Here is a 23,789-nt window from a genome sequence, read left to right on the forward strand (position 1 = left end):
GGCAACGATGCCTTCCTTGCCCCCCGGCTCGAAACCGCCGGTATCAATGGCAATGAAGGGGCGATCGCCGATGCGCCCTTCCCCGTAGTGGCGGTCGCGCGTCAGGCCCGGCAGGTCGGCGACGAGGGCGTCGCGCGAGCGGGTCATGCGGTTGAATAGCGTCGACTTGCCCACATTGGGGCGGCCGACTAATGCAATAACTGGTTTCATGCAATAAACGGAAACGGGGGGCGGCACCTGCCGTCCCCCAGGAACTCCGGAGTCAGTTGATCCGACAGCCACTCACGCGCTCACGCGCGGCTGGCCACATCTCCTGTCGGGCGGAACGGCGGCGCCGGGGCCCGTTCCACATCTAGCTGCACGACTGGTCCACTGGACCAGGGATCATGCTACCGGAATTGGCGCCGCCCATACCGACAGGTGTACGGAGCGGCGCTGTTGAAGCCGTGTCAGTTCGGCACGTAGCCGTAGACGTCGCCGTCACGGGTCTGGACCACCAGGGTCTGGCCCGACACCACCGGCGCTGCGTTGACTGCACTGCCGTCGGTCTTCATGCGCGCGACCACCTGGCCGTCTTCCCGCGACAGGAAGTGGACATAGCCTTCAAAGTCCCCCATCACGACCGAGCGCCCGAGCACCAGCGGCGCGCCCAAGCGGCGGTTGCGAAGCTGGTCGTTCTTCCAGCGCTCGTTGCCGTTCTGGCGGTCGAACGCGTGCACGACTGACTGCTCGTCGCTGGCGTAAAGCGCAGTGTCGTCCTGCGCCAGTCCGGTCGGCGACGAAAAATCCTTGCCCCACTGCGGCTGGCCGTTGGCCAGCTCAAGGCATGCCACCCGCCCCTGGAACGTCGTGGCGCACACCTGCCGGCCGTTGACCATCGGCTGGCCGGTCACATCGTTCAGGCGCTCGATCTCCGACACGCCCTTCGGATACGAAATCGTGCTTTCCCAACGCAGCACGCCGTTGCCCGGCGTCAGCACGCCCAGCTTGCCGCCAGGGAAGCCCATCACGATGCCATCGCCGGCAAACACCATCCCCATTGCCGCACGCAGGTTCAGCGGCGTCTGCGAGCGCTGATAGATCCAGCGGCGCTCGCCGGTTTCGGCATCCAGCCCGAGCACGCGCGTATCGGTGGTACGAACCACGACCAGCCCGTTGCCGACCAGCGGCGCGGACAGGACTTCGCCATTGACCTGTTTCTTCCAGATCTGCTTGCCGCTGGCATCGAACGCATAAACCGCGCCCTTTTCACCAGCCACCGCGGTCACGGAACCATCGCTGCCCGGGCCGGACGTCAGATCCAGGTCCGTCTTGGCCTTCCACAGCGTGCGGCCGCTGGCGCCATCCAATGCCATCACGTTGCCGCCGTTGGACGAGACGTAGACGTTGTTGCCGGCCGCCACGGGCTGCATCGTATAGGGACCGCTCTTGCCGACGTCAGCCTTCCAGGCCTGGCGTACCGACAGCGTTGCCGACAGCGGCTTCAGTTCCGCCGGCGGATGCTTGTTTTCCTTGCTGAACAGCGAGCAACCGCCAAGGGCAGCAATACACGCGCCGGCGACCAACGCGCGGGCAAACTTGCGGCAAGGCTGGCCTTGTACGGCTCCGGAAAGCATAGACGTCATAAGGTTACGATCCTGAATTGTTTTGTAGCATGTGCCGGTCGACGGAGGATGTCCGCCGTCGTCAGGCCGTGCCCAGCGCGTCAAGCTTGAACTGGATGATCTGGCGCATCGACATATCGCCGGCGCTCAGCTTGTCGAGCGCCTTGCGATATGCGGCACGTGCGTCGTCGCGCTTGTCCTGCGCGGCCAGCAGATCACCGCGGCGATCTGCATACAGCGCCACGAATGGCGCAGGCGGCTCATCCTTCAGCAATGCCAGGCCCTGGTCATAGGCCTTTTCGTCCAGCAGCACGCCGGCGAGGCGCACGCGGGCGATGTGCGAATACTCCCCATCGCCGTGCTCCACGGCCCATTGCAGCTGCGCCTTGGCCGAAGCGAGGTCGCCTGCGTCATACAGCACCTTGGCGGCCGTCAGCGCGCTCATCGGGCCATAGGCGGTCTTGCCGAACTTCTCTTCGAGGTCGGTAGCGGCGCGCTTGACGCGGTCGGCATCGCGGCCCTCGGCCGCCTTGAGCACCTGCTCGTACAGCACCGCCGCCTCGGAAGCCTGCTTGCGCTCCCAGTACTTCCAGCCACTCCACGCTGCAAAGGCCAGCAAACCGGCAATCAGGACCCAGGTCAGGGCATTGCCATACTGGCGCCACCAGGCCTTCAGATTCTCAAGCTGTTCCTGTTCTTCTAGATCGTAAGCCATGTCGAGGCGTTCACCTGCGTTTGGGTTAGGGTTGAAGGCCGCCAGTGGCGGCCTTCGCTGTCTTGCTGCGTTGTGGTCCGGCGGCGCTTACTCGCTGGCACCGACCATGGCGTCAATCACATAGTCGACCAGACCTTCGGCTGGCACCGATGCCTGCTTGCCACCGCCTTCGGCCTGCGCGCCCTGGCGAAGTTCCTTGACCTGGACCACACCTGCCGCCACTTCATCGTCGCCAATGATAACGGCATAGGCTGCGCCGCTTGTATCCGCGCGCTTCATCTGCGACTTGAAGCTGCCGCTCTTGCCATCGGTGGTCGCGTGCAGCACGACGTCCAGGCCCGCATCACGCAGGCGTTCGGCCGCGATCATGGCCTGCTGCCCTGCCGCTTCGCCCTGATGCACGATGTAGACATCGCAACCGACCGCATCCGGTACCACGCCTTCCTCGCGAATCAGCTCGATGATCCGCTCGATGCCCATCGCCCAGCCGCAAGCCGGTGCCGGCTTGCCGCCCATCTGCGCGATCAGCGGGTCGTAGCGGCCGCCGCCGGCGATGGTGCCCTGGGCGCCGAGCTTGTCGGTGATCCACTCGAACACCGTCAGGTTGTAGTAGTCCAGGCCACGAACCAGGCGCGGATTGATCTTGAACGGGATGTTGTTCGACTTCAGCAGGCGCTGCACGCCTTCGAAGTGCGCCAGCGATTCCTCGCCGAGGAAGTCGATCAGCTTGGGCGCGTTCGCCGCCATCTCCTGCAGGGCCGGATTCTTCGTATCCAGCACGCGCAGCGGATTGGTGTAGAGGCGCCGCTTGCTGTCGTCGTCCAGGATGTCCTGGAAGCCTTCCAGGTACTGGATCAGCTGCTCGCGGTGCGCGGCACGCTCACTGGCCTGGCCGAGCGAGTTGATCTCCAGGCGCACGCCGGTCAGGCCGAGGTCGTCCCACAGGCGCTGGCACATCAGGATGATCTCGGCATCCACGTCCGGTCCCGCAAAGCCGAGCGCCTCGGCGCCGAGCTGATGGAACTGGCGATAGCGGCCGCGCTGCGGACGCTCGTGGCGGAACATCGGGCCGGTGTACCAGAGGCGCTTCGGGCCGTCGTACAGCAGGTTGTGCTCGATGGTGGAACGGACCGCCGCGGCGGTACCTTCCGGACGCAGCGTCAGTTGCTCGCCGTTGAGCGAATCGGTGAAGGAGTACATCTCCTTCTCGACGATATCAGTCACCTCGCCGATGCCACGCACGAACAGCTGCGTATGCTCGACGATCGGCGTGCGGATCTGCTGGTAGCCATAGGCGCGCAGCATCGCGCGCGCGGCGTTCTCGAAATGCTCCCACAACGGCGCGTCGGCGGGCAGCATGTCGTTCATGCCCTTCACGCCCTGCAATGCCTTGGCAGGGCGAAGCTTCTCTTCGGTCTTGACGCCGCTTGCTGCGGCGTTGCTATCGGATTGCGTCATCTCTTCTTGTATGGCTTTTGCGCCCTGCCGGACTGGCTCAGGCCGCTGCTTCCTTCGTGGCCCTCGTTGCATCGGGGCCGTAATGCGTACGGACGTAATCGTCGACGATCGCCTGGAACTCTTCGGCGATGCGGTCGCCGCGCAGGGTCTTTACCTTGACCCCGTCCACGAAAACGGGTGCCGCCGGCGACTCGCCCGAACCCGGCAAGGAAATGCCGATGTTCGCGTGCTTGCTTTCGCCCGGACCGTTGACGATGCAGCCCATCACGGCCACATCCATTTCTTCCACACCGGGATAGGCGGTCTTCCAGTGCGGCATCTGCTCGCGCAGGTACGTCTGGATGCTGGCCGCCAGCTCCTGGAACACCGTGCTGGTGGTTCGGCCGCAGCCCGGGCACGCAATCACCATCGGCGTGAAATTGCGCAGGCCCATGGTCTGCAGGATTTCCTGCCCCACGTAGACTTCCTTCTCGCGCGGCGCACCGGGTTCCGGCGTCAGCGAGATGCGGATGGTGTCGCCGATGCCCTCTTGCAGCAGTACCGACAGCGCCGCGGTCGAGGCGACGATGCCCTTGCTGCCCATGCCGGCCTCGGTCAGCCCCAGGTGCAGCGCATAGTCACAACGGCGCGCCAGTTCGCGGTAGACCGCGATCAGTTCCTGCACCTGCGACACCTTGCACGACAGGATGATCTGGTTGCCCGGCAGGCCGATTTCCTCTGCCTTCTTCGCCGAGTCGATTGCCGAGGTGATCAGCGCCTCGATCATCACGCTCTGCGCCGGCCACGGCTCGGCGCGGCCCGCGTTCTCGTCCATGATCCGCGCGAGCAGGTCCTGGTCCAGGCTGCCCCAGTTGACGCCGATGCGCACCGGCTTGTCGTAGCGGCACGCCATCTCGATCATCTGCGCGAACTGCGTATCGCGCTTGGCGCCCTGCCCCACGTTGCCGGGGTTGATGCGGTACTTGGACAATGCCTCGGCACAGCCCGGATAGTCCTGCAGCAGCTTGTGGCCGTTGTAGTGGAAGTCGCCCACCAGCGGCACATCCACGCCCATCCGGTCCAGCTGCTCGCGGATGCCGGGCACTGCCGCCGCGGCTTCCGGCGTATTGACCGTGATGCGCACGATCTCCGAGCCGGCACGGGCCAGTTCCTTGATCTGGATCGCCGTGCCGATCGCATCGACGGTGTCCGTATTGGTCATCGACTGCACACGCACCGGTGCACCGCCGCCAATGGTCACGACATTGTCGCCCCACGTCACGCGCGCCTGGCGCGTCTGGCGCCGCGGCAGCGGGCCCGGCAGGACCGGAAGACAAAGCTGTTGGTTCATAGCGTTACCACCTCGCAAAGGCGAATTGTTCCGCGTCGGCTTCAGGGCAGCGTGAGGCGCGCCACGTTGTTGCGGTTGGCCGCCCGCAGATCGACGGTCGCGCCATTGCGGCTCATCGATTCCACACCCTTAACATTGCCGATCACCACCTTGTAGGGCGCCGTACCACCGCCGGCCACTTCCTGGCCGGCCTTGGCAGTACCACCCATCACGACCTTGCCGCTGCGGTCCCGGATTTCGTACCAGGTATCCGCCGCGAACCGGATCTTCAGCTCTCCATCGCCGGCCACTGCGGCGGGCGTTGCAGTCGTTGCAGTCGTTGCAGTCGTTGCAGTCGTTGCAGTCGTTGCAGTCGTTGCAGCCGTTGCGGGCTTTGCCGGCGTGGGGGCTGCAGCGACCGCTGCCACCGGGGCGACTGCGCTGGCCGCAGCTGCACTGGCCGGCTCGGCCTCGGACGGCGCCGGAGCATCGGCACCCGCCATGACCGGCGGCAGCGCCGCCGTGACCGTGCCGGAATCCGCGCCCTGGCTCGAAGGAGCATGTTCCTCTACAGCCGCGGCTTCGACCGCTGTATTGCGCGTTTCCAGCCAGTGCTTGAAGTGATCGAGGCCAAACCAGCCGCCTGCACCAAGGCCGACCACCACCAGCGCCAGCCATATCCAGCGGCCACCGGAGCGGCTCGAGCCGAAGCGGTTGCGATCGTCAAACGTCGCGTTGAGCCCGCCTTCGTGCTGCCGAGCCATCTCGACCACCTGCACCGGCCGCGGATGGAAGCGCGCCAGGAGAACGTCGATATCCACGTGCAGCATGCGTGCATAGGCGCGCATGACGCCCTTGGCAAAGGTCACGTCCGGCAAGGCTTCCAGGTGCCCGGCTTCGACCGCGGCCAGTTTGGGCGCAGCCACTTTCAGCCGGGCGCTGACATCTTCGACCGACATCCGCTGCGATTCGCGGGCCTGCGCCAGCATGGCTCCGATCTCGCGCGCGACGGCTTCCCGTTCTGCTTCTGTCGCGCCTCCGCCGACGTGTCCCGTCGATGCGGCCTGGCCTGCGGCGCGCTCTTGCTCACTCATCCCATGCTCCTTGTTCGTAGGCGGTCAACTCACGCGAGTCAGGGAAACGGCTCCGCAGCTGCGCCACGAGGGCGTTCTGCGTCGCGGTGTCGCCCTGACGCCGGGCAATGCGCGCACCCAGCCAGAGGGATTGCGCGCTGACGAATCTGCTGTTGTTGACACGCTCGGCGTACTGCCGGGCCTGCGTCAGGTCACCGCGCCGGTAGTAGACCAGCGCGAGATTGGTATTTGCCACCGGATTGTTCCGGTCATAGCCGAGCGCCGACTTGAGACTCTTCTCTGCCTCTTCGCTGGCGCCGTTGCGCAGCTGGCATGCGCCCAGGCTGATCAGCGGCTTGGCCGGACCGCCGGCCGATGGCGCCGAAACCGCGCGCTGCAGCATCGGCACCGCCTCGGCGTAGCGCCCTTCCTGGCACAGGAACCAGCCATAGTTGTTCAGCAGGTCGCCATCGTTGCCGCGCATGGAAACCGCTGTGCGGAAGCTGTCATCGGCCAGCGCCCGCTCGTTCATGTTCATGTAGATCAGCGCTCGCACGTGATACGCATCGGCCACCGTCGGATCGATCGCGATCGCCTGCTTCACCTCGTCCAGCGCAACGCTGTTCTGGCCGGCCTCAAGGTAGTTGGTGGCGAGCTGCAGCCGGATGCTGGCACGGCGCCTTGCATCGGTCTGGTCGGAAGAGGTCTGGAGATCCTGCGCTGGCGTGTGCGGCAGCTGGCAGGCGGACAACAACAGCAGCCCGAACAGGGCTGCAGCGATCAGACGGATCATGCAGGGCGAGCCTCCCGAGACTGGCCGGTCGCGACGACCGGCACCAGCGGCGTGATCTTGCCGAACTTGCCGCGCTCGGCGAGACGCGTGCGGTCCTTAACCTCCCCGGCGAGCTGGCCGCAGGCGGCATCGATATCGTCGCCACGCGTCTTGCGGATGGTGGTGACGATGCCCGCATCCATCAACACTTGCGCGAAGCGGCGGATCTGCTCGTTGTTCGACCGCTTCAGGCCCGATTCCGGGAAGGGATTGAACGGGATCAGGTTGAACTTGCACGGCACGTCGGCCACAAGCTTCAGCAATTCCCGCGCATGCTCGACGCCGTCGTTGACGCCATCCAGCATGCAATATTCGAAAGTAATGAAATCGCGCGGCGCAAATTCCAGATAGCGACGGCATGCCGCCATCAGGTCCGCCAGCGGGTACTTCTTGTTCAGCGGCACCAGCACATCGCGCAGGGCATCGTTGGACGCATGCAGCGACACCGCGAGGGCCACCGGCAGGTCCTGCGACAAGCGGTCCATCATCGGGACCACGCCGGACGTCGACAGCGTCACGCGACGGCGCGACAGGCCGTAGGCGTTGTCGTCCAGCATCAGGCGCATGGCCGGCACGACCTGGTCATAGTTGAGCAGGGGCTCGCCCATGCCCATCATCACCACGTTGGAGATGACGCGGTCATCCTTGGGGCCGCGGCCCAGTTGCTCGCGCATGGCGAATTCGGCCATCCACAACTGGCCGATGATCTCGCCAGTGGTCAGGTTGCGCGAAAAGCCCTGCTTTCCGGTGGAACAGAACCGGCAGTTGACGGCGCACCCCGCCTGCGAAGACACGCACAGCGTGCCGCGCGTCTCCTCGGGGATGTACACCGTCTCCACCGCGTTGCCCTGGCCGACGTCGAGCAGCCATTTGCGCGTGCCGTCAGCCGACAGGTGGTCGGTGATGACGGCAGGCGAGCGGATCTCCGCGCGCGTCGCGAGCTTTTCGCGCAGCGACTTGGCAAGATCCGACATGGCATCGAAGCGGCTGGCACCGAACTGGTGGATCCAGCGCTGCAGTTGCCGCGCACGAAACGGCTTCTCGCCGAGCTCACCGCAATAGGCAGTGAGCGCGTCCGCATCCAGGTCGAGCAGGTTGACGAGATCGTTCATGACGGCAAACTCAGCTTCAAGGTCAGTCTAGTCTTGGGAGATAGACCAGACAATCAACGGCTGTAAACGTTCATGGCCGGGAAGAAGAACGCAATTTCCACGGCAGCCGTTTCAGCAGCGTCCGAACCGTGCACGGCGTTGGCATCGATGCTGTCGGCGAAGTCGGCGCGGATGGTGCCCTTCTCGGCCTTCTTCGGATCGGTGGCGCCCATCAGGTCGCGGTTCTTGGCGATGGCGTTTTCGCCTTCCAGGGCCTGGATCATGACCGGGCCGGAAACCATGAAGTCCACCAGGTCCTTGAAGAACGGGCGCTCCTTGTGCACGGCGTAGAACTGTTCGGCTTCGCCGCGCGACAGGTGCGCCATCTTGGCGGCAACAATCTTCAGGCCAGCGGCCTCGAAACGGGCGTAGATCTGGCCGATAACGTTCTTGGCCACGGCATCCGGCTTGATAATCGACAGGGTGCGTTCGATCGCCATGAAAAACTCCGAAAAATGAAGGGGTTACAAATGGATTAAACGTGCGATTCTAGCACGAGTACATTGCGCTTTCGAGCCTGCCGGGCTTTGGCGGACATGGTGGAGGCAGAAACCGGCACCCGCGGCGATCAAGAGGCTTTTTGCGCACATTTCAGCGATAGCGCAGCATGGAACGGATCAGCCGCCGCGACGTCAAAAGTACCGATGGCGCGATGCAACGTGCGTAGATGTGCCTTTTGCGAGGCTCCGCCCTTGCAATTCCGCCAAGGCGATGCCACATTGACGATGTGCCCGCCCGGGTAGCCCCGGCGCCTCACCGTTTTGAGACAGGAGTCACCATGGATAACAAGCTGAACACCTACGGTTTCGGCAACAGTGCGTCCGGCGTCACTGACGTCGTCATCCGCAACCGGGTCTTGCGCAATACCTACTGGCTGCTCGCCATTTCGATGATCCCGACCGTGCTCGGCGCGTGGATCGGCGTGGCAACCGGCTTCAGCTTCATGGCGGGCAGGCCCGGCCTGTCGCTGATCCTGTTCCTCGGCATCGCCTTTGCGTTCTTCTATGGCATCGAGAAGACCAAGAACAGCAGCATGGGGGTTGTCCTCCTGCTCGCCTTCACGTTTTTCATGGGACTGATGCTGTCGCGGCTGATCGGCGCGGTATTGCAGTTCTCGAACGGCCCGGCACTGATCATGTACGCCTTCGGCGGCACGGCAGCAGTGTTCGGCGCAATGGCCACGATCGCTACCGTCAGCAAGCGCGACTTCTCCGGGCTGAGCAAATTCCTGTTCGTCGGCGTTATCCTGCTGATCCTCGCCAGCGTCGCCAATATCTGGCTGCAGCTGCCGTCGCTGATGATCACGGTATCGGTCATCGCGATCGGCATCTTCTCTGCCTACATCCTGTTCGACGTACAGCGCGTGGTGAATGGTGGCGAAACCAACTACATCACCGCCACCCTGGCGATCTACCTCGATGTCTACAACGTCTTCGCCAACCTGCTGGCGTTGCTCGGCATCTTCGGCGGCAGCCGCGACTGACGCACCTGCTTCCCTCGCATGAAAAAGCCGGCCAATTGGCCGGCTTTTCCTTTGGGCGCCGATCCGGCAGCGGCATCAGCCGCGCTCGAATACCGCGATCGACTCCACATGGGACGTGTGCGGGAACATGTTGACCACGCCTGCCCCGGCCAGCCGATAGCCCGCCTCGTGCACCAGCAGTCCGGCGTCGCGCGCCAGCGTGGCCGGGCTGCAGGACACGTAGACGATCCGGCGCGGCAGCACGTCGCTGCCCTGCTGCGCCAGTTCGCCCAGTGCCTTGCAGACGGCCAGCGCGCCCTCGCGCGGCGGGTCGACCAGCCAGCGGTCGAAACGGCCCAGCGCAGCAATGTCGTCCGCGGTCACCTCGAACAGGTTGCGGCAGGCAAATTCCGTCCTGTCGGCCAGGCCGTTGTACTCGGCATTGGCCAGCGCGCGGGTGGTCAGGGCTTCGCTGCCTTCGATGCCCATTACCGATTTCCCTTGCGTGGCCAGCGGAAGCGTGAAATTGCCGATGCCGCAGAACAGGTCGAGCAGGCGGTCGCCGGGCTGCGCTTCCAGCAGCCGCAATGCGCGCCCGATCAGGACGCGGTTGATCTGGTGGTTCACCTGGGTGAAGTCGGTCGGCTTGAACGGCATGCGGATGCCAAACTCTGGCAACGTGTAGGCCAGTTCACGATCCAGCGGATAGAACGGCGCGACTGTATCCGGACCCTTCGGCTGCAGCCAGAACTGAACCTGATGCTGGTCGGCAAAGGCGCGCAGCAGGTCCTTGTCGGCGTCAGTCAGCGGCTCCAGGATGCGCAGCACCAGTGCCGTCACCTCGTGCCCAACGGCCACTTCGATCTGCGGCATGCGCTCGCGGATCGACAGCCCACCCACCAGTTCGCGCAGCGGAACCAGCATCGCCGACACGTGCGGCGGCAGGATTTCGCAGCGGGTCATGTCCGCGACGTAGCTGCTCTTGCGCTCATGGAAACCAACCAGTACCCCGCCCTTCTTCGCCACGTACCGGACGGTCAGACGTGCGCGATAGCGGTATCCCCAGTCAGGACCGGCGATGGGCCGGAACACCACATCGGGACGCACCTTGGACAAGTGCCACAGGTTGTCTTCCAGCACGCGCTGCTTGATAGCCAGTTGTGCCCGCGAATCCAGGTGCTGCATCGAGCAACCGCCGCACACACCGAAATGCTGGCAGCCAGGCTGCACGCGCATCACGGACGGCTTGAGCACGTCTACCAGATGCGCCTGCTCATAGCTGGGCTTGCGGCGGAAGCTGCGGTAGCTGACTGTCTCGCCGGGCAGCGCGCCCTCCACAAAAATCACCTTGCCAGGCGTGCCATCCTCATTGACGAGCCGGCCGACGCCTCGCGCCTCCACATCCAGGCTTTCGATGGACACAACCGGATCTGCGGCGGATGTCGCGGGCTTGCCCCGGCTGTCGGGAGCGACGGATGCGGCACCTTGAGCCGCCGGCGTTTCTTTTGGGGAGGACACGACTTGGGACACCAGACGAAACCTGACGTATTGTTTTCGAAAGCGGGATTGTAGTCCAGACCAGCACACGCCCGGCGTACCTGCAGGCCAGGAAATCGCGGGAATGCGAGGGAGACGTCCAGATGGAACTGATTTCATGGAACATCCAGTGGGGCCGCGGCGCCGATGGCCGGGTCGACCTGGGCCGCAGCATCGCCACGATGCGCGGCATGGCGCACGCGGACGTGCTTTGCCTGCAGGAAGTCACGCGTGGTTTTGGCGACCTGCGGGGCAGTCCGGGAGACGACCAGGTGGCTGAACTGGCCGCACTCCTGCCCGGCTACCGGCTGCTGTATGCACCCGGCGTCGACCGGTTTACGGGCACCGGCACACCGCGACAATTCGGAAACCTGATCGCAACACGCTTGCCAGTCCATGAGGTCTTCCGGCACGCCCTGCCCTGGCCAGCGGACCCGGATGTGGCATCGATGCCGCGCGTCGCGCTCGAAGCCACGCTGCAGGCCGGCGCACAACGCTTACGCGTGATCTGCACCCACCTGGAGTACTACTCTGCCCGCCAGCGCGCCGCACAGGCCGACGCACTGCGCGACTGGCACGCGCAGGCGTGCGATCACGCGCTCAGGCCTGGGCGCAGCGAATCCCGGCCCGGTCCGTTCACGCCCGAGGCGCGCCCGTCGGAAGCGGTCTTGTGCGGCGACTTCAACAGCAAACCCGACGATATTGCCTACCGGCGCATGACCGAGCCGTTCGATGACGGCACGCAGGAATGGCGCGACGCCTGGCTGCACATGCACCCCGGACAGGCGCATGCACCGACCTGCGCGATCTACGACAAGGAGCAGTGGCCGGAGCCGCCCTTCGCCTGCGATTTCATGTTTGTCACGCAGAACCTGCTCGACCGGATCAGGCGCTGCGAGGTGAACGCGGACACCACCGATTCCGATCACCAGCCCATCCTGCTCTCGCTGGATCTCTGAGCGCGGCCTTGCGATGGAATGTCAGTCGATGTCTTCGCCGTCGTCGACGGGACCGACCGGCTTGAGCTGGAACGCGCGCAGGTATTCCATCCACTGCGAGCCCGGCAGCTCGGCCAACGATTCCTGCACGAGTTCCATCTCGAGGTCGAACTCGCGCGGGCTGAGGCCGCCGCGCATCAGCTGGAAGCGGCAGTACATCAGGTAGGTGTTGACGACATCCGTTTCGCAATACGCGCGAATGGCGTTGAGTTGCCCGTCCTGGAAGGCCTGCCAGACCTTGCTGCCATCCATGCCCATCTTGCCCGGGAAGCCACAGAGCTTGGCAAGGTCATCGAGCGGTGCGCTGGCCCGCGGCTGGTACATTGCCAGCAGGTCCATCAGGTCCAGGTGCCGCATGTGGTAGCGGCTGATGTAGTTGTTCCACTTGAAGTCGCGACTGTCGTCGTCGCGGCCCTCGCCCATTTCCCAGTAGCGCGGCGCAGTTACGCCGTTGACCAGGCCGCGGTAGTGCAGCACGGGCAGGTCGAAACCACCGCCATTCCACGACACCAGTTGCGGGCTGTAGCGCGCAATCAGTTCGTAGAACTTCTGGATCAGCGTGGCTTCACCGTCCTCGACAGTGCCCAGCGAACCGACGTGGAAAACCGCCGAGCCGTCGCGCTGGGTACGGCGCAGCACGCAGGAAATCGCGGCCACGCGCTGCAGGTAGTGAGGGAGGAAATCGCTGCCGGTCTTTTCCCGGCGGGCTGAGAACGCACGCTCGGCGACTTCGGCGTCGCTCATCGATGCGGGATGGTCATGCAAACGGCGCAGGCCGGCGACATCGGGAATCGTCTCGATGTCGAATACCAGCACAGGGGTCATAGAACAGCGTCCTTCCTTACACCTTGCGAAGCGAAATGCCGCTTGAGCTTGACCAGCGCCTCCTGCTGGATCTGGCGCACGCGTTCACGCGTGAGGCCCATCTCCTCGGCAAGTTCTTCCAGCGTGGCGGGCTCGATATGGTTGAGGCCGAAGCGGCGCTCCACCACATAGCGATGTTTTTCCGACAAGCGGGCCAGCCAGAGTTTCATCAGGCCTTCCAGCTCGCGGTGGGCCACTTCCTGGTCCGGCGCGGCGTTGTGCTCGTCCGAGAGGAAATCGAGCAGGCTCGAGCCCGGATCGAGATCGAACGGCGTATCGAGCGAGGTGGTATGTTCGTTGAGCGCCAGCACGTCCTGCACTTCGTCTGGCGTCTTGCCCAGCAAATGGGCGATGTCTTCGAGACTGGCGTCGCGGCCGTCGGTGCCGCCCTTTTCCAGATGCCGCTTGGCGCGCAGCACCTGGTTGAGTTCGCGGATCACATGCACCGGCAGGCGAACGGTACGCGCCTGGTTCATGATGGCGCGCTCGATGCTCTGGCGAATCCACCATGTGGCGTAAGTCGAGAAGCGGAACCCGCGCGAGGGATCGAACTTCTCGATCGCATGCATCAGGCCCAGGTTGCCTTCTTCGATCAGGTCGAGCAGCGGCACGCCGCGATTCAGGTAGCCCTTGGCGATGCTGACCACCAGCCGCAGGTTGCGTTCGATCATGACCTGCCGGGCGGAGAAATCACCGTCCTTGGCCAGCGTCGAAAAATGGAGTTCCTCGGGCGCCGACAACAGCGGCTTGATGCTGATGCGGTTCAGATAATGCTGAACCGTGTCCGCAGCAAGCTCGGTATGCAATACGGTACGGAAATCGTCGTGCTCGGCGGCCGCAGTTTCCGTCCCGTTCTCACCGCCTTCGCTCTCTTCCTCATCTTCCTGCTCGTCGTCTTCGTCGTCGCGCGCGTGACGCTCGTTGTCGTCGGCGAGCAGGTCGGCCTCACGCAAGCCGACCGACGTCGAGGTCGCGATCGGCTCGTCGGTCACGGGAATCAGGTCGGCAGCAAGATCCTTGCCGAACTCATCCGCATCGGCATGATCGAGGGGCTGTGCCACACCAGCCTTCACTTCCGGCTGCTTGGGACGGCGAGCCCTGCTGACGGTTCCGGAGGAGACAGTTTTCTGGCGTGGCATGAACCCTCACTGTGGCGGCAGATACCGCATCGGATCAACCGGTTTTCCGTTCTTGCGAACTTCGAAGTGGAGCTTTACACGGTCGGTATCACTGTTGCCCATCTCCGCAATCTTCTGGCCCTTGCGAACCGTGGATTGCTCTGCCACCAGCACCTTGTCATTGTGGCCGTAGGCAGTAAGAAATGTCTCATTGTGTTTGATGATGACAAGATTCCCGTAGCCGCGCAAGGGGCCAACGTGAATCACCCGACCGTCATCCGCGGCGAGCACGGAATCCCCCTTCTTGCCCGCAATATCGATGCCTTTATTGCCTTTGTCATCGAATTTTCCGACCAATTGGCCACTTGCAGGCCACGCCAGTTTCACCGAACCGTCACCCATCGGGGCCGATGCGGCTGCAGCCGGCGCAGCCGGTGTGGAGGTGGCCGCCGACGGCGTGGACGGCGTGGAAGGCGCGGGCGAGCCGACCGGACGAGCCTGGTCGATCGGCTGGCCCTGCACCGTAGCGGGCGCAACCGGAACGGTTGCCACGCCAGGCGCAGCATTGACGTCGGCGCCAGGCGGAACGATTCGCAGCAACTGGCCCACTTCAATCTGGTTCACGTTGCTGAGATTGTTCCATGCCGCGACATCGCGGTAGGACTGGCCGTTCTCGAGGGCGATACGGTAAAGGGTATCGCCTCGCTTGACCCGATAGTATCCCGCAGGAGCCGGCTCGAGCGGGGCCGCTGCGGCACCGGAGGTGGAGGTACGGTCAACCACGGGGGCCGGCATGGGCGAATTGGCGCAGGCCGCCAGCAGTGCCGCCAGCGCGGAAGCCGCCACGAGCTGTCCGGCGCGTGCGAAATATTGCGATTTCACGATGTTGTGCATAGTTCGACTCAGATGGTGCCCGATTTTAAGGGCACAAAGAAAACGGCTTCAAGCGCGGTTCGGTGAAAGCGATGGCGATTGCGTCGCTCGATCAGCAGAAGCTGCTGTGTAACAGTCTGCCCCGGCACGCCGGCAGGCGGCACCACGGCCACCGGTGCAATCAGCCGGCCACCGACGGCGAGCTGCTCCAGCAAGGCCTGCGGCACTTCCATCCCGGCAGCGGCCAGGATGATGGCCGAGAACGGCGCAGCCTGTGGCAGGCCGAGCATGCCGTCCCCATAGTGCAGGCGCAGGTTGGGCACACGCAGCGGCCTGAGGTTCGCCTTGGCCTGCTCGTGCAGCGGCCGGATACGCTCGATGGAAAAAACCTCGCGCGCCACCAGGCTCAGCACCGCGGCCTGGTAGCCGCAGCCGGTGCCGATCTCCAGCACGCGCTCCAGCGGCTCGTCGGCCGCCAGCCCCTCGCGCAGCAGTTCGATCATGCGCGCCACCACGGAAGGCTTGGAAATGGTCTGCTGATGCCCGATCGGCAACGCGGCGTCCTCGTAGGCCTGCGATGCCAGCCCGGGCTCGACGAACAGGTGCCGCGGCACGGTGGCGATGGCGCCCAGCACGCGCTCGTCGCGGATGCCGGCGGCGCGCAGTCGCGCAGCCAGGGCACCGCGCGCCCGCTCGGACGCCATGCCGCCGCCGCCCGCTGTCGCCGCGGATGCCCGTGCCTCGACCGCACTGGCGGCCGGTGCCGGCGCAGGCGCGGGAGCTTTCGACGCGCGCGCCTTGGCCGCCGGCGTGGCCACACGGGGCGCACCGACCGCAGGCATGCCGGCGGTACGCGCCGGCGCGGGCTTGCGTTCAACTACCGCGTCCAGCGGCAGCGGAAATTTGTTTCGACGGGGCGTGGAACTCATCGGGGGCGATGCACGGCGGGAAGGCTGTCTACTTCAGCCACTGGTCAAGCGCCTCGAGCTGGCCGCGATGGGTCAGGTCGAGCTGCAACGGCGTCAGCGAGACGTAGCCCGCGGCAGTCGCATGGAAATCCGTGCCTTCGCTGGCATCGCGCGCATCGCCGGCGGGGCCGATCCAGTAGTTGGTGTCGCCGCGCGGATTGACCTGCGTGATCACCGGCTGCGACGGATGGCGCTTGCCAAGCCGCGTGGCGCGATGGCCCTTGATATGTTCGAACGGCAGGTTGGGAATATTGACGTTGAGCAGGAACGGCTCGGTCATTGGCGTGGCGATGACACGCTCGACAATGGTGCGCGCCACGCGCGCGGCGGCGTCCAGGTGTTCCCAGCCCTTGTCCACCTGCGAGAACGCGATGGAGGGTATGCCCAGCAGGTAGCCCTCGATGGCGGCGGCGACGGTGCCGGAATACAGCACGTCTTCGCCCATGTTCTGTCCCTGATTGATCCCCGACACCACCAGGTCGGGTTTTTCGTCAAGCAGGCCGGTGAGCGCGATATGGACACAGTCTGTCGGCGTGCCGTTGACGAAGCGGAAACCCTTCTGCACGCCTTCCCGCGCTTCGTAAATGGAAAGCGGCCGTTGCAGCGTCAACGAGTTCGAGGCTCCGCTGTGATTCTGCTCCGGTGCGATGACCGTAATACGCGCTAGCGGGGCAAGCGCTGCATGCAAAACGGCGAGTCCCGGCGCGAGATAACCGTCATCATTGGCGAGAAGGATATGCATGCCGCGATTGTACCTGACGTAGCCGCCACAAGCGCCCTGCCGGCGCGCCAAAAACCGCCGTCGGGGCGACCTGACACCACCGTCGACACGTCACAGACGCGGGACCGCACGGAACAGAACGACCGTGCTATTTTGCGCTACACTTGCCCTGCCTGCGCAGGCAAACACCGGTTCGCCGCGCATCGCCACATATATCACCGGAGACATGATGAAAGCCGTACTGTGCAAAGCCTGGGGCCCGCCCGATTCCCTGATTATCGAGACGTTGCCTGATCTCGTGCCTGGCAAGGGCGAAGTCGTGATCGACGTGAAGGCTGCCGGGGTGAACTTCCCCGACGTCCTCATCATCCAGAACAAATACCAGGCCAAGCCTGAACTGCCGTTCACCCCCGGCTCAGAACTGGCAGGCGTGGTCAATGCTGTCGGTGAAGGCGTAACACACGTCAAGCCAGGCGACAAGGTCATTGCCTACCTGGGCAACGGCGCCTTCGCCTCGCAGGCCAAGGCCCCCGCCGCTGCCGTGGTGCCGATGCCGCCGGGTATCGACTTCGACACTGCCGCGGCATTCACCCTCACCTATGGCACGTCGCACCACGCCGTGGTCGATCGTGGCGAACTGAAAGCCGGCCAGACCATGCTGGTGCTTGGCGCCGCGGGCGGCGTCGGGCTGGCTGCCATTGAAATCGGCAAGGCCATCGGTGCGCGCGTGATCGCGGCCGCTTCCACCGACGAAAAGCTGGCCGTGTGCAAGGAGCATGGCGCCGATGCCCTGATCAACTACAGCACCGAAGACCTCCGCGAGCGCGTCAAGGCCCTGACCGACGGCAAGGGTCCGGACGTCATCTACGATCCGGTCGGCGGCGTCTATGCCGAACCGGCTTTCCGCTCGATCGGCTGGCGCGGGCGCTACCTCGTGGTGGGTTTCGCCAACGGCGAAATCCCCAGGATTCCGCTGAATCTGGCGCTGCTCAAGGGCGCTTCGCTGGTCGGCGTATTCTGGGGCGACTTCGTGCGCCGCGAGCCGCGCGCCAACCAGGCGAACATGGCGCAGATGCTGGGCTGGATGAAGGAAGGCAAGATCCGCCCCCACATCTCCGCGCGCTACACGCTCGACCAGGCACCGCAGGCGCTCAAGGACATGGAAGCGCGCAAGGTGACCGGCAAGATCGTGATCGTGCCCTGACACAGAATCAGGCACGGCACAAAAAAGAAGGGCACGGGACGTGCGGCAACGCCCTGTGCCCTGACTGAGGCAATGCGCCCCAAGCTGTCTTCCGCCACCACGGCGCACACCCTGCACCAGACGGAAGACAGTTCCCAATCAATGATCAGGCGATGCCGACACCGCCGGCTCAGAAGCGGTGCTGCAGCCCCGCCATCACGCCCGTCTGGTTGTTGGCAAAGCCGACGAAATCACGCGACACACTGACGTTCTGGCCATGGCGTGCCTTGGCGTAGCCAGCCGACAGATAGGCTGCGGTGCGCTTGGACAGCGCATACTGCGCCCGCAGCGAGAACAAGATCGGGTCGGCATCGGTGCCGCCCTTGATGTTCTGCTTGTAGATTGCGCCATATAGCGTGAACGCCGGCGTGAAGTCGTAGCTCGCACCGCCCCAGTACATGTCGCTGCGTTCCGATGCCGCCGCAGTCGTGAAGGCCTTCTTGTAGTTGCGGTAGCCGGCAAACAGCGACACGTTGCCGAAATCGTAGCTGGCACCGGCGTGGATACCCTGGATGTAGTCCGTGGAATCGGCCGGCGAGGTGCTCGCGCCCGCGCCGTTCTGGCGGTCCCAGGTCACCGCTGCGGCAAACTTGCCGGCGCTATAACCGACGCCGAGGGCATACTTCGACGAGCTCTTGAAGTCGCCGGCCACTTCACCCATGGCGACGGTCGCGCCCAGCTTCAGGCCGCCAAAATTACCGTCATAGCGGATCGCATTCGAAGCGCGCGAGAACAGGCCGTCCTTGCGGTTGCCGGTAGCCGTCGACGACGTTGCCCACGAGTAGCTCGGCGCGTAGCCCATCGGGTCGAACGGCAGCATGAAATCGTAGGTCGTGGTGAAGGTGCGGCCCAGCACCACCTGGCCATACTGGCTCGCCAGGCCAACCGTTGCGCGGCGGTCGAACAGCGTGCCGTCGGTGTCCAGCTTGCCGGTGTCGATGGCAATGCCGCTTTCCAGGGCGAAGACAGCCTTGAGCCCGCCGCCCAGGTCTTCCGTGCCGCGCAGACCCCAGCGCGAGGTATTCTTGCCGCCCGAGGTCAGCTTGACCACCGAGCCGTTCGGGCCTGCGTGGCTGACATATTCGATGCCGGCGTCGACCAGGCCATACATCGTGACGCTCGACTGGGCCGATGCCGAGCCGGCAAAAGCCAGTCCTGTCGCAGCCAGTGCCAGTGCCGTACGTTTCATGCTCTCTCCTTGCATTTGCTTGTTGTGGTGATAGTTGGCGCTTGTGCTGGAGGAATCTGCCGCCGCGCCGTCCCGGCATCCGGCGGCGTGTCCGGATAGAATCGCAGCCGCCCGTTATCGGCCGCGCGCGCCCGGCTGGCTCGTGGCCGGCGGTCGCATCCATCCCGGATAGTCCCCTAGTCGTTTTGGCGCCCGCCGGTATGCGGCATGGCGCTTTGAATGGGGCGGATGGTATGGGACGAGCACTTTCAGTTCGCTTTCGGAAACCGTTCAAATCGCCGTCGGGCCGCAGCGGCGGAGTTGGGAGTTTCCCTAGCTTCTAAGGCGGCCCGCTTCCCTGTATCAGTCTGGGCCACCACGCGATCGCACGGCGGACATGCCTGCGCACGCTGCAAGTCCCAAACCCTGCTGAATGCCTGACCCGTTTTACCCATGCGTATCCTGCTCGTCGAAGACAACGTAATGCTGGCCAACTCCCTGGCCGAAGCCCTGACACAGGCGGGATTTGCTGTCGATTGCATGCACGATGGCAGCAGCGCGGACACACTGTTGTCGACACAGGACTACGCCCTGCTCATCCTCGACCTGGGCCTGCCCCGGCTCGACGGACTGGAAGTCCTGCGCCGCCTGCGCCAGCGGCGCAATCCCCTGCCGGTACTGATCCTGACCGCACACGGTTCGGTCGAGGATCGCGTCAGGGGCCTGGACCTGGGCGCCGACGACTACCTCTCCAAGCCCTTCGACCTGTCCGAGCTGGAAGCCCGTGCGCGCGCGCTGATCCGCCGCAGCCATGGCTACGACAACACGCAGATCAGCTGCGGCCCGCTGCACTACGACAGCGTGAGCCGCGCCTTCACGCTCGGCGGCGAGCTGCTGCCCCTGACCGGGCGCGAGCGCGCCGTGCTCGAAGTCCTTCTGCTGCGCGACGGCCGCGCGGTCAACAAGGCGGCACTGTCGGAAAAGATCTTCGGCATCGACGAATCGGTCAATTCCGACGCCATCGAGATCTACGTGCACCGCCTGCGCAAGAAGCTCGACGGCAGCGGCGTGGCGATCGTCACCCTGCGCGGACTGGGTTACCTGCTCGAATCGCGCCCTGCCGCGGCGTCATGAAGATTTCCGGCAAGGCGCCGAGCCTGCGGCTGCAGCTATCCTTCTGGCTGCTGCTGCCGCTGATGGGACTGCTGGCTCTGGATGCGTGGCTCACGTACGAACGTGCGATGTCCGCCGCGCACGTGGCGTTCGACCGCACGCTGGAAGCCTCGCTGCGGGCGATGCGCGAGGGCATCCGCCTGCGCGACGGACGGCTGGAGGTCGACGTGCCGCACCTGGCGCTGGAACTCTTCGATGACAAGGCCGGCCCGCACATCTACTATCTGATCCGCGACGAGCACGGCGAGACGGTGACCGGGTACGAGGACCTGCCGATGCCGCCGCAGCCCGACAAGCGGCTCTACCGCACCGTCTTCTACGACACGCGCTTTCGCGAGCAGCCACTGCGCATGGCCGCGCAGGCGCTGCCGGTTCACGACGTGCGCTCGGCGCGAACGCGGCTGGTCTGGGTGATGGTGGGCGAAACGATCGAACCGCGCCAGGCGGTGGCCCGGGAAATCCTGTTCGGCTCGCTGCTGCAGGAGCTGATGCTGGTGACCCTCGCGCTCGGGATCGTCTGGCTGGGCGTACGCCGCGGGTTGCGGCCGCTGCATCGCCTGTCCGCCACGGTAGCCGCGCGCGACGCCGATCTGCTCGCCCCCATCGAGCAGAAGGACTTGCCCTCGGAAATGAAGCCACTGGTGGTGGCCCTCAACCAGTACGTGGCGCGCCTGCACCGGATGCTGCAGTCACGCAAGCGATTCTTTGCCGATGCGGCGCACCAGCTCAAGACGCCGCTGGCGATCGTCCAGGCGCAGTCCGAACTCGCCCTGCGCGAGCCGGACGCGGCCCGCATGCGCGAGCACTTGCGCTTGCTGCACGGCACCGTGCGCCACGCGTCCAAGGGCGTGCAGCAGTTGCTGTCGCTGTCACGGCTGGAGCCGGACAGCGGCTACGCTCCGACGCTGCGAACCCTGCGGCTGGACGCGCTGGCGCAGGACGTCGCGCTGGAATGGGCGCCGGTGGCGCGCGGCCAAGGCGTGGATCTGGGATTTGAAGGCGATGGCCAGGTCGAGCTGACCGGGCAGACTGAACTGCTGCAGGAACTGGCCGGCAACCTGATCGACAACGCCATCCGCTACGCGGGCTTCGGTACGATCGTAACGGTCCGCGTGGTTCACGAAGCGGGATCACCGCTGCTGGAGGTGGTCGACAACGGTCCGGGCATTGCGCCCGCGGAGCGCAATGCCGTGTTTAGGCGCTTCTACCGGGGCGAGTCCGGGCAGGCCGCGGAAGGCTCAGGGCTGGGCCTGTCGATCGTCCGCGAAATCACCCGCCTGCACGGCGCCACGGTCACGTTGAGCGAGACACCCGGCGGCGGGCTGACGGTCTCCGTGCGCTTTGCCGCGCAGGAACGCCAGCCCGGACCGGGTGCGACAGGCTGACTCGGGCTCAGGCTGCCTTCAGCGTCGGGTAGTCGGTATAGCCCTGGGCGCCGCCGCCATAGAAGGTGGTGCGGTCGGCGGTGTTGAGCGGCGCCTTCACGCGCAGCCGTTCGACCAGGTCCGGATTGGCGATGAACGGACGGCCGAATGCCACCGCGTCGCCGACGCCGCCGGCCACCAGTGACTGCGCACTATCGCTGTCGTATTTGCCGCAGAAGATCAGCAGGCCCTTGAACGCATCGCGCAGCTGGCCGCGGAAGGTATCGGTCAGCTCCGGTCCGCCTGCCCAGTCGGGTTCCGCGATGTGGATATAGGCGATTCCTCGTCTGGTCAGCTCGCGTGCCAGGTACAGCGTGATTTCCTCGGTCTGCTCGTCCTTCATGTCGTGGCCCGCAAAATGCGGCGACAGCCGGATGCCGACGCGGTCAGCCCCCATCTCTGCAATGACGGCATCCGCCACTTCCAGCACCAGGCGGGCACGGTTCTCGAGCGAGCCACCGTACTGGTCAGTGCGCTGGTTGCTGTTGGTGCCCAGGAACTGGTTCAGCAGGTAGCCATTGGCCGAATGGATCTCGACCAGGTCAAAGCCGGCGCGGCGGGCGCGACGGGTGGCCTGGCGGTACTGGTCGATGATGCCGGGAATCTCGTCAGTGGCGAGCGCACGCGGCGTATCGGTCTGGACGTTGTCGGGCGTGCCGTCAGGCAGAACGACGAAGCTCTTGGCGCCTTCCGCGCGCAGCGCCGACGGGGCGACCGGCGCCTGGCCGTTTTCCTGCAGCAGGTGATGCGAAATGCGCCCGACATGCCACAGCTGCAGCGACAGGCGCCCACCGTGGGCGTGCACCGCGTCCACCACCTTCTTCCAACCGGCTTCCTGCTCATCGGTGTAGATGCCCGGCGTCCAGGCATAGCCCTGGCCCTGGCGGGAAATCTGCGAGGCCTCGGTCACGATCAGGCCGGCACTGGCGCGCTGGACGTAGTACTCGACATTCAGCTCGGTCGGCACATCGCCGGGCTGGCCTGCCCGCGAGCGCGTCAGCGGCGCCATGACGATACGGTTGGGCAGCGTGACAGCGCCTGCCTGGATCGGAGAGAAAAGCGATTGGGTCATGTTCTGGCCTTGTTGCGACGATGTGGTCATCCGGACGCATCCGGGGCGAAAAAAGCAATCGTGCAAGCGATTATATTAGACCAGTCGTCTAGTCGCTTGACCCTGAGCGAGACAGGGTCAATCCTCAGGTGCAATGCCGGCAGAGATCCGACTGAGGTACGCCCGACAATGTGGTCGGTAGCGCACCTGTTCCGCCCCTCGACTCAGAGCTTTTCGGTCTCGCCGGTCTTGGGCTGCCACTTCATCAGGCGCTTCTCGCCGGTGCCGACCATCCAGTCGAGCACCAGCGCAAAGGCCGTCAGCACCACGATGCCGGCGAACACCGTATTGATGTCGAAGGTGCCTTCCGCCTGCAGGATGAGATAGCCCACACCGCGCGCAGAACCCAGGTACTCACCCACCACCGCGCCCACGAAGGCCAGGCCGACCGAGGTATGCAGCGACGAGAACACCCAGCTGGTCGCGCTCGGCAGGTACACGTGGCGTAGCAGCTGCCGATGACTGGCGCCAAGCATGCGGGCATTGGCCAGCACCACCGGGCTAACTTCCTTCACGCCCTGGTAGACGTTGAAGAAGACGATAAAGAACACCAGCGTCACCGCCAGCGCCACCTTCGACCAGATCCCGAGGCCGAACCACACGGCGAAGATCGGTGCCAGGATCACGCGCGGCATCGAGTTCATCGCCTTGACGTAGGGATCGAGGATGGCCGACGTCAGCGGGCTTAGCGCCAGCCAGAGCCCCACGCCCAGGCCCGCCACGGTGCCGATGCCGAAGGCCAGCACGGTCTCGATCAGCGTCACGCCGAGGTGCAGATAGATATCACGCTCGACGATGAACCAGTTCCAGATCCGTTGCGCCACCATCAGCGGTTCGCCAAAGAAAAAGGCAACCTGCTGCGAGCGCGTGGCCAGGTGCCACGCGCCGAGGATCACCACGAGGACGAGCAACTGCCAGACGCGCAGCATGCCTTTGGAGTCAGGACGGAAAGCCATAGGAGTTCTTCGAGTTCTGTTTTGGATGGAAC

At 64.9% G+C, this 23,789-nt stretch carries 23 protein-coding genes; 5 read left to right on the forward strand and 18 right to left on the reverse strand.

Annotated features, from left to right (window positions below; translation table 11 throughout):
- The 9 genes from RM96_RS37705 to ndk all read right to left on the reverse strand — a co-directional run.
- The coding region (locus RM96_RS37705) for a GTPase (RefSeq protein WP_193752529.1) at positions 1 to 210 on the reverse strand (210 nt) is incomplete at its 3' end.
- A gap of 239 nt (positions 211 to 449) precedes the next feature.
- Complete coding sequence (gene bamB / locus RM96_RS27185) at positions 450 to 1,616, reverse strand: outer membrane protein assembly factor BamB (RefSeq protein ID WP_443112280.1); 1,167 nt, start codon at positions 1,614 to 1,616, stop codon at positions 450 to 452.
- A 70-nt stretch (positions 1,617 to 1,686) separates the two neighbouring features.
- Positions 1,687 to 2,319 (reverse strand): YfgM family protein, encoded by a 633-nt coding sequence (locus RM96_RS27190; protein WP_039014851.1) that lies wholly within the window; start codon positions 2,317 to 2,319, stop codon positions 1,687 to 1,689.
- An 87-nt stretch (positions 2,320 to 2,406) separates the two neighbouring features.
- Complete coding sequence (hisS, locus tag RM96_RS27195) at positions 2,407 to 3,777, reverse strand: histidine--tRNA ligase (protein WP_039014852.1); 1,371 nt, start codon at positions 3,775 to 3,777, stop codon at positions 2,407 to 2,409.
- A gap of 37 nt (positions 3,778 to 3,814) precedes the next feature.
- Positions 3,815 to 5,107: a flavodoxin-dependent (E)-4-hydroxy-3-methylbut-2-enyl-diphosphate synthase gene (gene ispG / locus RM96_RS27200; RefSeq protein ID WP_039014853.1), complete on the reverse strand. Its 1,293-nt coding sequence runs from the start codon at positions 5,105 to 5,107 to the stop codon at positions 3,815 to 3,817.
- Positions 5,108 to 5,148: 41 nt separating this feature from the next.
- Positions 5,149 to 6,180 carry a RodZ domain-containing protein gene (locus tag RM96_RS27205; protein ID WP_039014854.1) on the reverse strand — a complete coding sequence of 344 codons (1,032 nt, stop codon included), beginning with the start codon at positions 6,178 to 6,180 and terminating at the stop codon, positions 5,149 to 5,151.
- Positions 6,173 to 6,952, reverse strand: coding sequence for a type IV pilus biogenesis/stability protein PilW (gene pilW, locus RM96_RS27210; RefSeq protein WP_039014855.1), 780 nt, complete (start codon positions 6,950 to 6,952; stop codon positions 6,173 to 6,175). The genes RM96_RS27205 and pilW overlap by 8 nt, the downstream gene beginning before the upstream one ends.
- Complete coding sequence (rlmN, locus tag RM96_RS27215) at positions 6,949 to 8,103, reverse strand: 23S rRNA (adenine(2503)-C(2))-methyltransferase RlmN (RefSeq protein WP_039014856.1); 1,155 nt, start codon at positions 8,101 to 8,103, stop codon at positions 6,949 to 6,951. The genes pilW and rlmN overlap by 4 nt, the downstream gene beginning before the upstream one ends.
- Before the next feature lie 53 nt (positions 8,104 to 8,156).
- A complete protein-coding gene (gene ndk / locus RM96_RS27220; protein WP_039014857.1) occupies positions 8,157 to 8,582 on the reverse strand; it encodes a nucleoside-diphosphate kinase in 426 nt (141 codons plus the stop codon).
- A gap of 338 nt (positions 8,583 to 8,920) precedes the next feature.
- Here ndk and RM96_RS27225 point away from each other — a divergent pair, with 338 nt between their 5' ends.
- The gene (locus RM96_RS27225) at positions 8,921 to 9,625 is read left to right on the forward strand and encodes a Bax inhibitor-1/YccA family protein (protein WP_039014858.1); all 705 of its coding nucleotides are present in this window, start codon (positions 8,921 to 8,923) and stop codon (positions 9,623 to 9,625) included.
- 75 nt (positions 9,626 to 9,700) lie between these two features.
- Here RM96_RS27225 and rlmD read toward each other — a convergent pair whose 3' ends face one another.
- Positions 9,701 to 11,134: a 23S rRNA (uracil(1939)-C(5))-methyltransferase RlmD gene (rlmD, locus tag RM96_RS27230; protein WP_082016728.1), complete on the reverse strand. Its 1,434-nt coding sequence runs from the start codon at positions 11,132 to 11,134 to the stop codon at positions 9,701 to 9,703.
- A gap of 110 nt (positions 11,135 to 11,244) precedes the next feature.
- On the opposite strand from rlmD, the gene RM96_RS27235 reads away from it, so the two are divergent.
- Positions 11,245 to 12,099, forward strand: a complete 855-nt coding sequence (locus RM96_RS27235; RefSeq protein ID WP_039014860.1) for an endonuclease/exonuclease/phosphatase family protein — start codon at positions 11,245 to 11,247, stop codon at positions 12,097 to 12,099.
- Positions 12,100 to 12,120: 21 nt separating this feature from the next.
- Here the strand turns inward: RM96_RS27235 and RM96_RS27240 are convergent, their stop codons facing one another.
- The 5 genes from RM96_RS27240 to surE are packed head-to-tail and all read right to left on the reverse strand — an operon-like array spanning position 12,121 to position 16,703.
- Positions 12,121 to 12,963 (reverse strand): 3'-5' exonuclease, encoded by an 843-nt coding sequence (locus RM96_RS27240; protein ID WP_039014861.1) that lies wholly within the window; start codon positions 12,961 to 12,963, stop codon positions 12,121 to 12,123.
- On the reverse strand, positions 12,960 to 14,141 hold the full coding sequence (rpoS, locus tag RM96_RS27245; RefSeq protein WP_039014862.1) for an RNA polymerase sigma factor RpoS: 1,182 nt from the start codon (positions 14,139 to 14,141) through the stop codon (positions 12,960 to 12,962). The genes RM96_RS27240 and rpoS overlap by 4 nt, the downstream gene beginning before the upstream one ends.
- Positions 14,142 to 14,147: 6 nt before the next feature.
- The gene (locus tag RM96_RS27250; RefSeq protein WP_039014863.1) at positions 14,148 to 15,014 is read right to left on the reverse strand and encodes a peptidoglycan DD-metalloendopeptidase family protein; all 867 of its coding nucleotides are present in this window, start codon (positions 15,012 to 15,014) and stop codon (positions 14,148 to 14,150) included.
- 8 nt (positions 15,015 to 15,022) lie between these two features.
- Positions 15,023 to 15,922: a protein-L-isoaspartate(D-aspartate) O-methyltransferase gene (locus tag RM96_RS27255; RefSeq protein ID WP_039014864.1), complete on the reverse strand. Its 900-nt coding sequence runs from the start codon at positions 15,920 to 15,922 to the stop codon at positions 15,023 to 15,025.
- 28 nt (positions 15,923 to 15,950) lie between these two features.
- On the reverse strand, positions 15,951 to 16,703 hold the full coding sequence (gene surE / locus RM96_RS27260) for a 5'/3'-nucleotidase SurE (protein WP_039014865.1): 753 nt from the start codon (positions 16,701 to 16,703) through the stop codon (positions 15,951 to 15,953).
- A 208-nt stretch (positions 16,704 to 16,911) separates the two neighbouring features.
- On the opposite strand from surE, the gene RM96_RS27265 reads away from it, so the two are divergent.
- A complete protein-coding gene (locus RM96_RS27265; protein ID WP_039014866.1) occupies positions 16,912 to 17,886 on the forward strand; it encodes an NADPH:quinone oxidoreductase family protein in 975 nt (324 codons plus the stop codon).
- Positions 17,887 to 18,055: 169 nt separating this feature from the next.
- On the opposite strand, the gene RM96_RS27270 is transcribed toward RM96_RS27265, so the two are convergent.
- Positions 18,056 to 19,114, reverse strand: a complete 1,059-nt coding sequence (locus RM96_RS27270) for a porin (protein ID WP_039014867.1) — start codon at positions 19,112 to 19,114, stop codon at positions 18,056 to 18,058.
- A gap of 432 nt (positions 19,115 to 19,546) precedes the next feature.
- On the opposite strand from RM96_RS27270, the gene RM96_RS27275 reads away from it, so the two are divergent.
- On the forward strand, positions 19,547 to 20,227 hold the full coding sequence (locus RM96_RS27275; protein ID WP_039014868.1) for a response regulator: 681 nt from the start codon (positions 19,547 to 19,549) through the stop codon (positions 20,225 to 20,227).
- Entirely contained in the window at positions 20,224 to 21,651 is a 1,428-nt protein-coding gene (locus tag RM96_RS27280; protein WP_039014869.1) for a sensor histidine kinase, read from the forward strand. The genes RM96_RS27275 and RM96_RS27280 overlap by 4 nt, the downstream gene beginning before the upstream one ends.
- A 7-nt stretch (positions 21,652 to 21,658) precedes the next feature.
- Here RM96_RS27280 and RM96_RS27285 read toward each other — a convergent pair whose 3' ends face one another.
- Together RM96_RS27285 and RM96_RS27290 are read right to left on the reverse strand one after the other, a co-directional pair.
- Positions 21,659 to 22,762, reverse strand: coding sequence for an alkene reductase (locus RM96_RS27285; RefSeq protein ID WP_039014890.1), 1,104 nt, complete (start codon positions 22,760 to 22,762; stop codon positions 21,659 to 21,661).
- Positions 22,763 to 22,965: 203 nt separating this feature from the next.
- Positions 22,966 to 23,757 (reverse strand): ABC transporter permease, encoded by a 792-nt coding sequence (locus RM96_RS27290; protein WP_039014870.1) that lies wholly within the window; start codon positions 23,755 to 23,757, stop codon positions 22,966 to 22,968.
- Positions 23,758 to 23,789: the final 32 nt, after the last annotated feature.

The organism is Cupriavidus sp. IDO, from assembly GCF_000812465.1.
Classification (GTDB): domain Bacteria; phylum Pseudomonadota; class Gammaproteobacteria; order Burkholderiales; family Burkholderiaceae; genus Cupriavidus.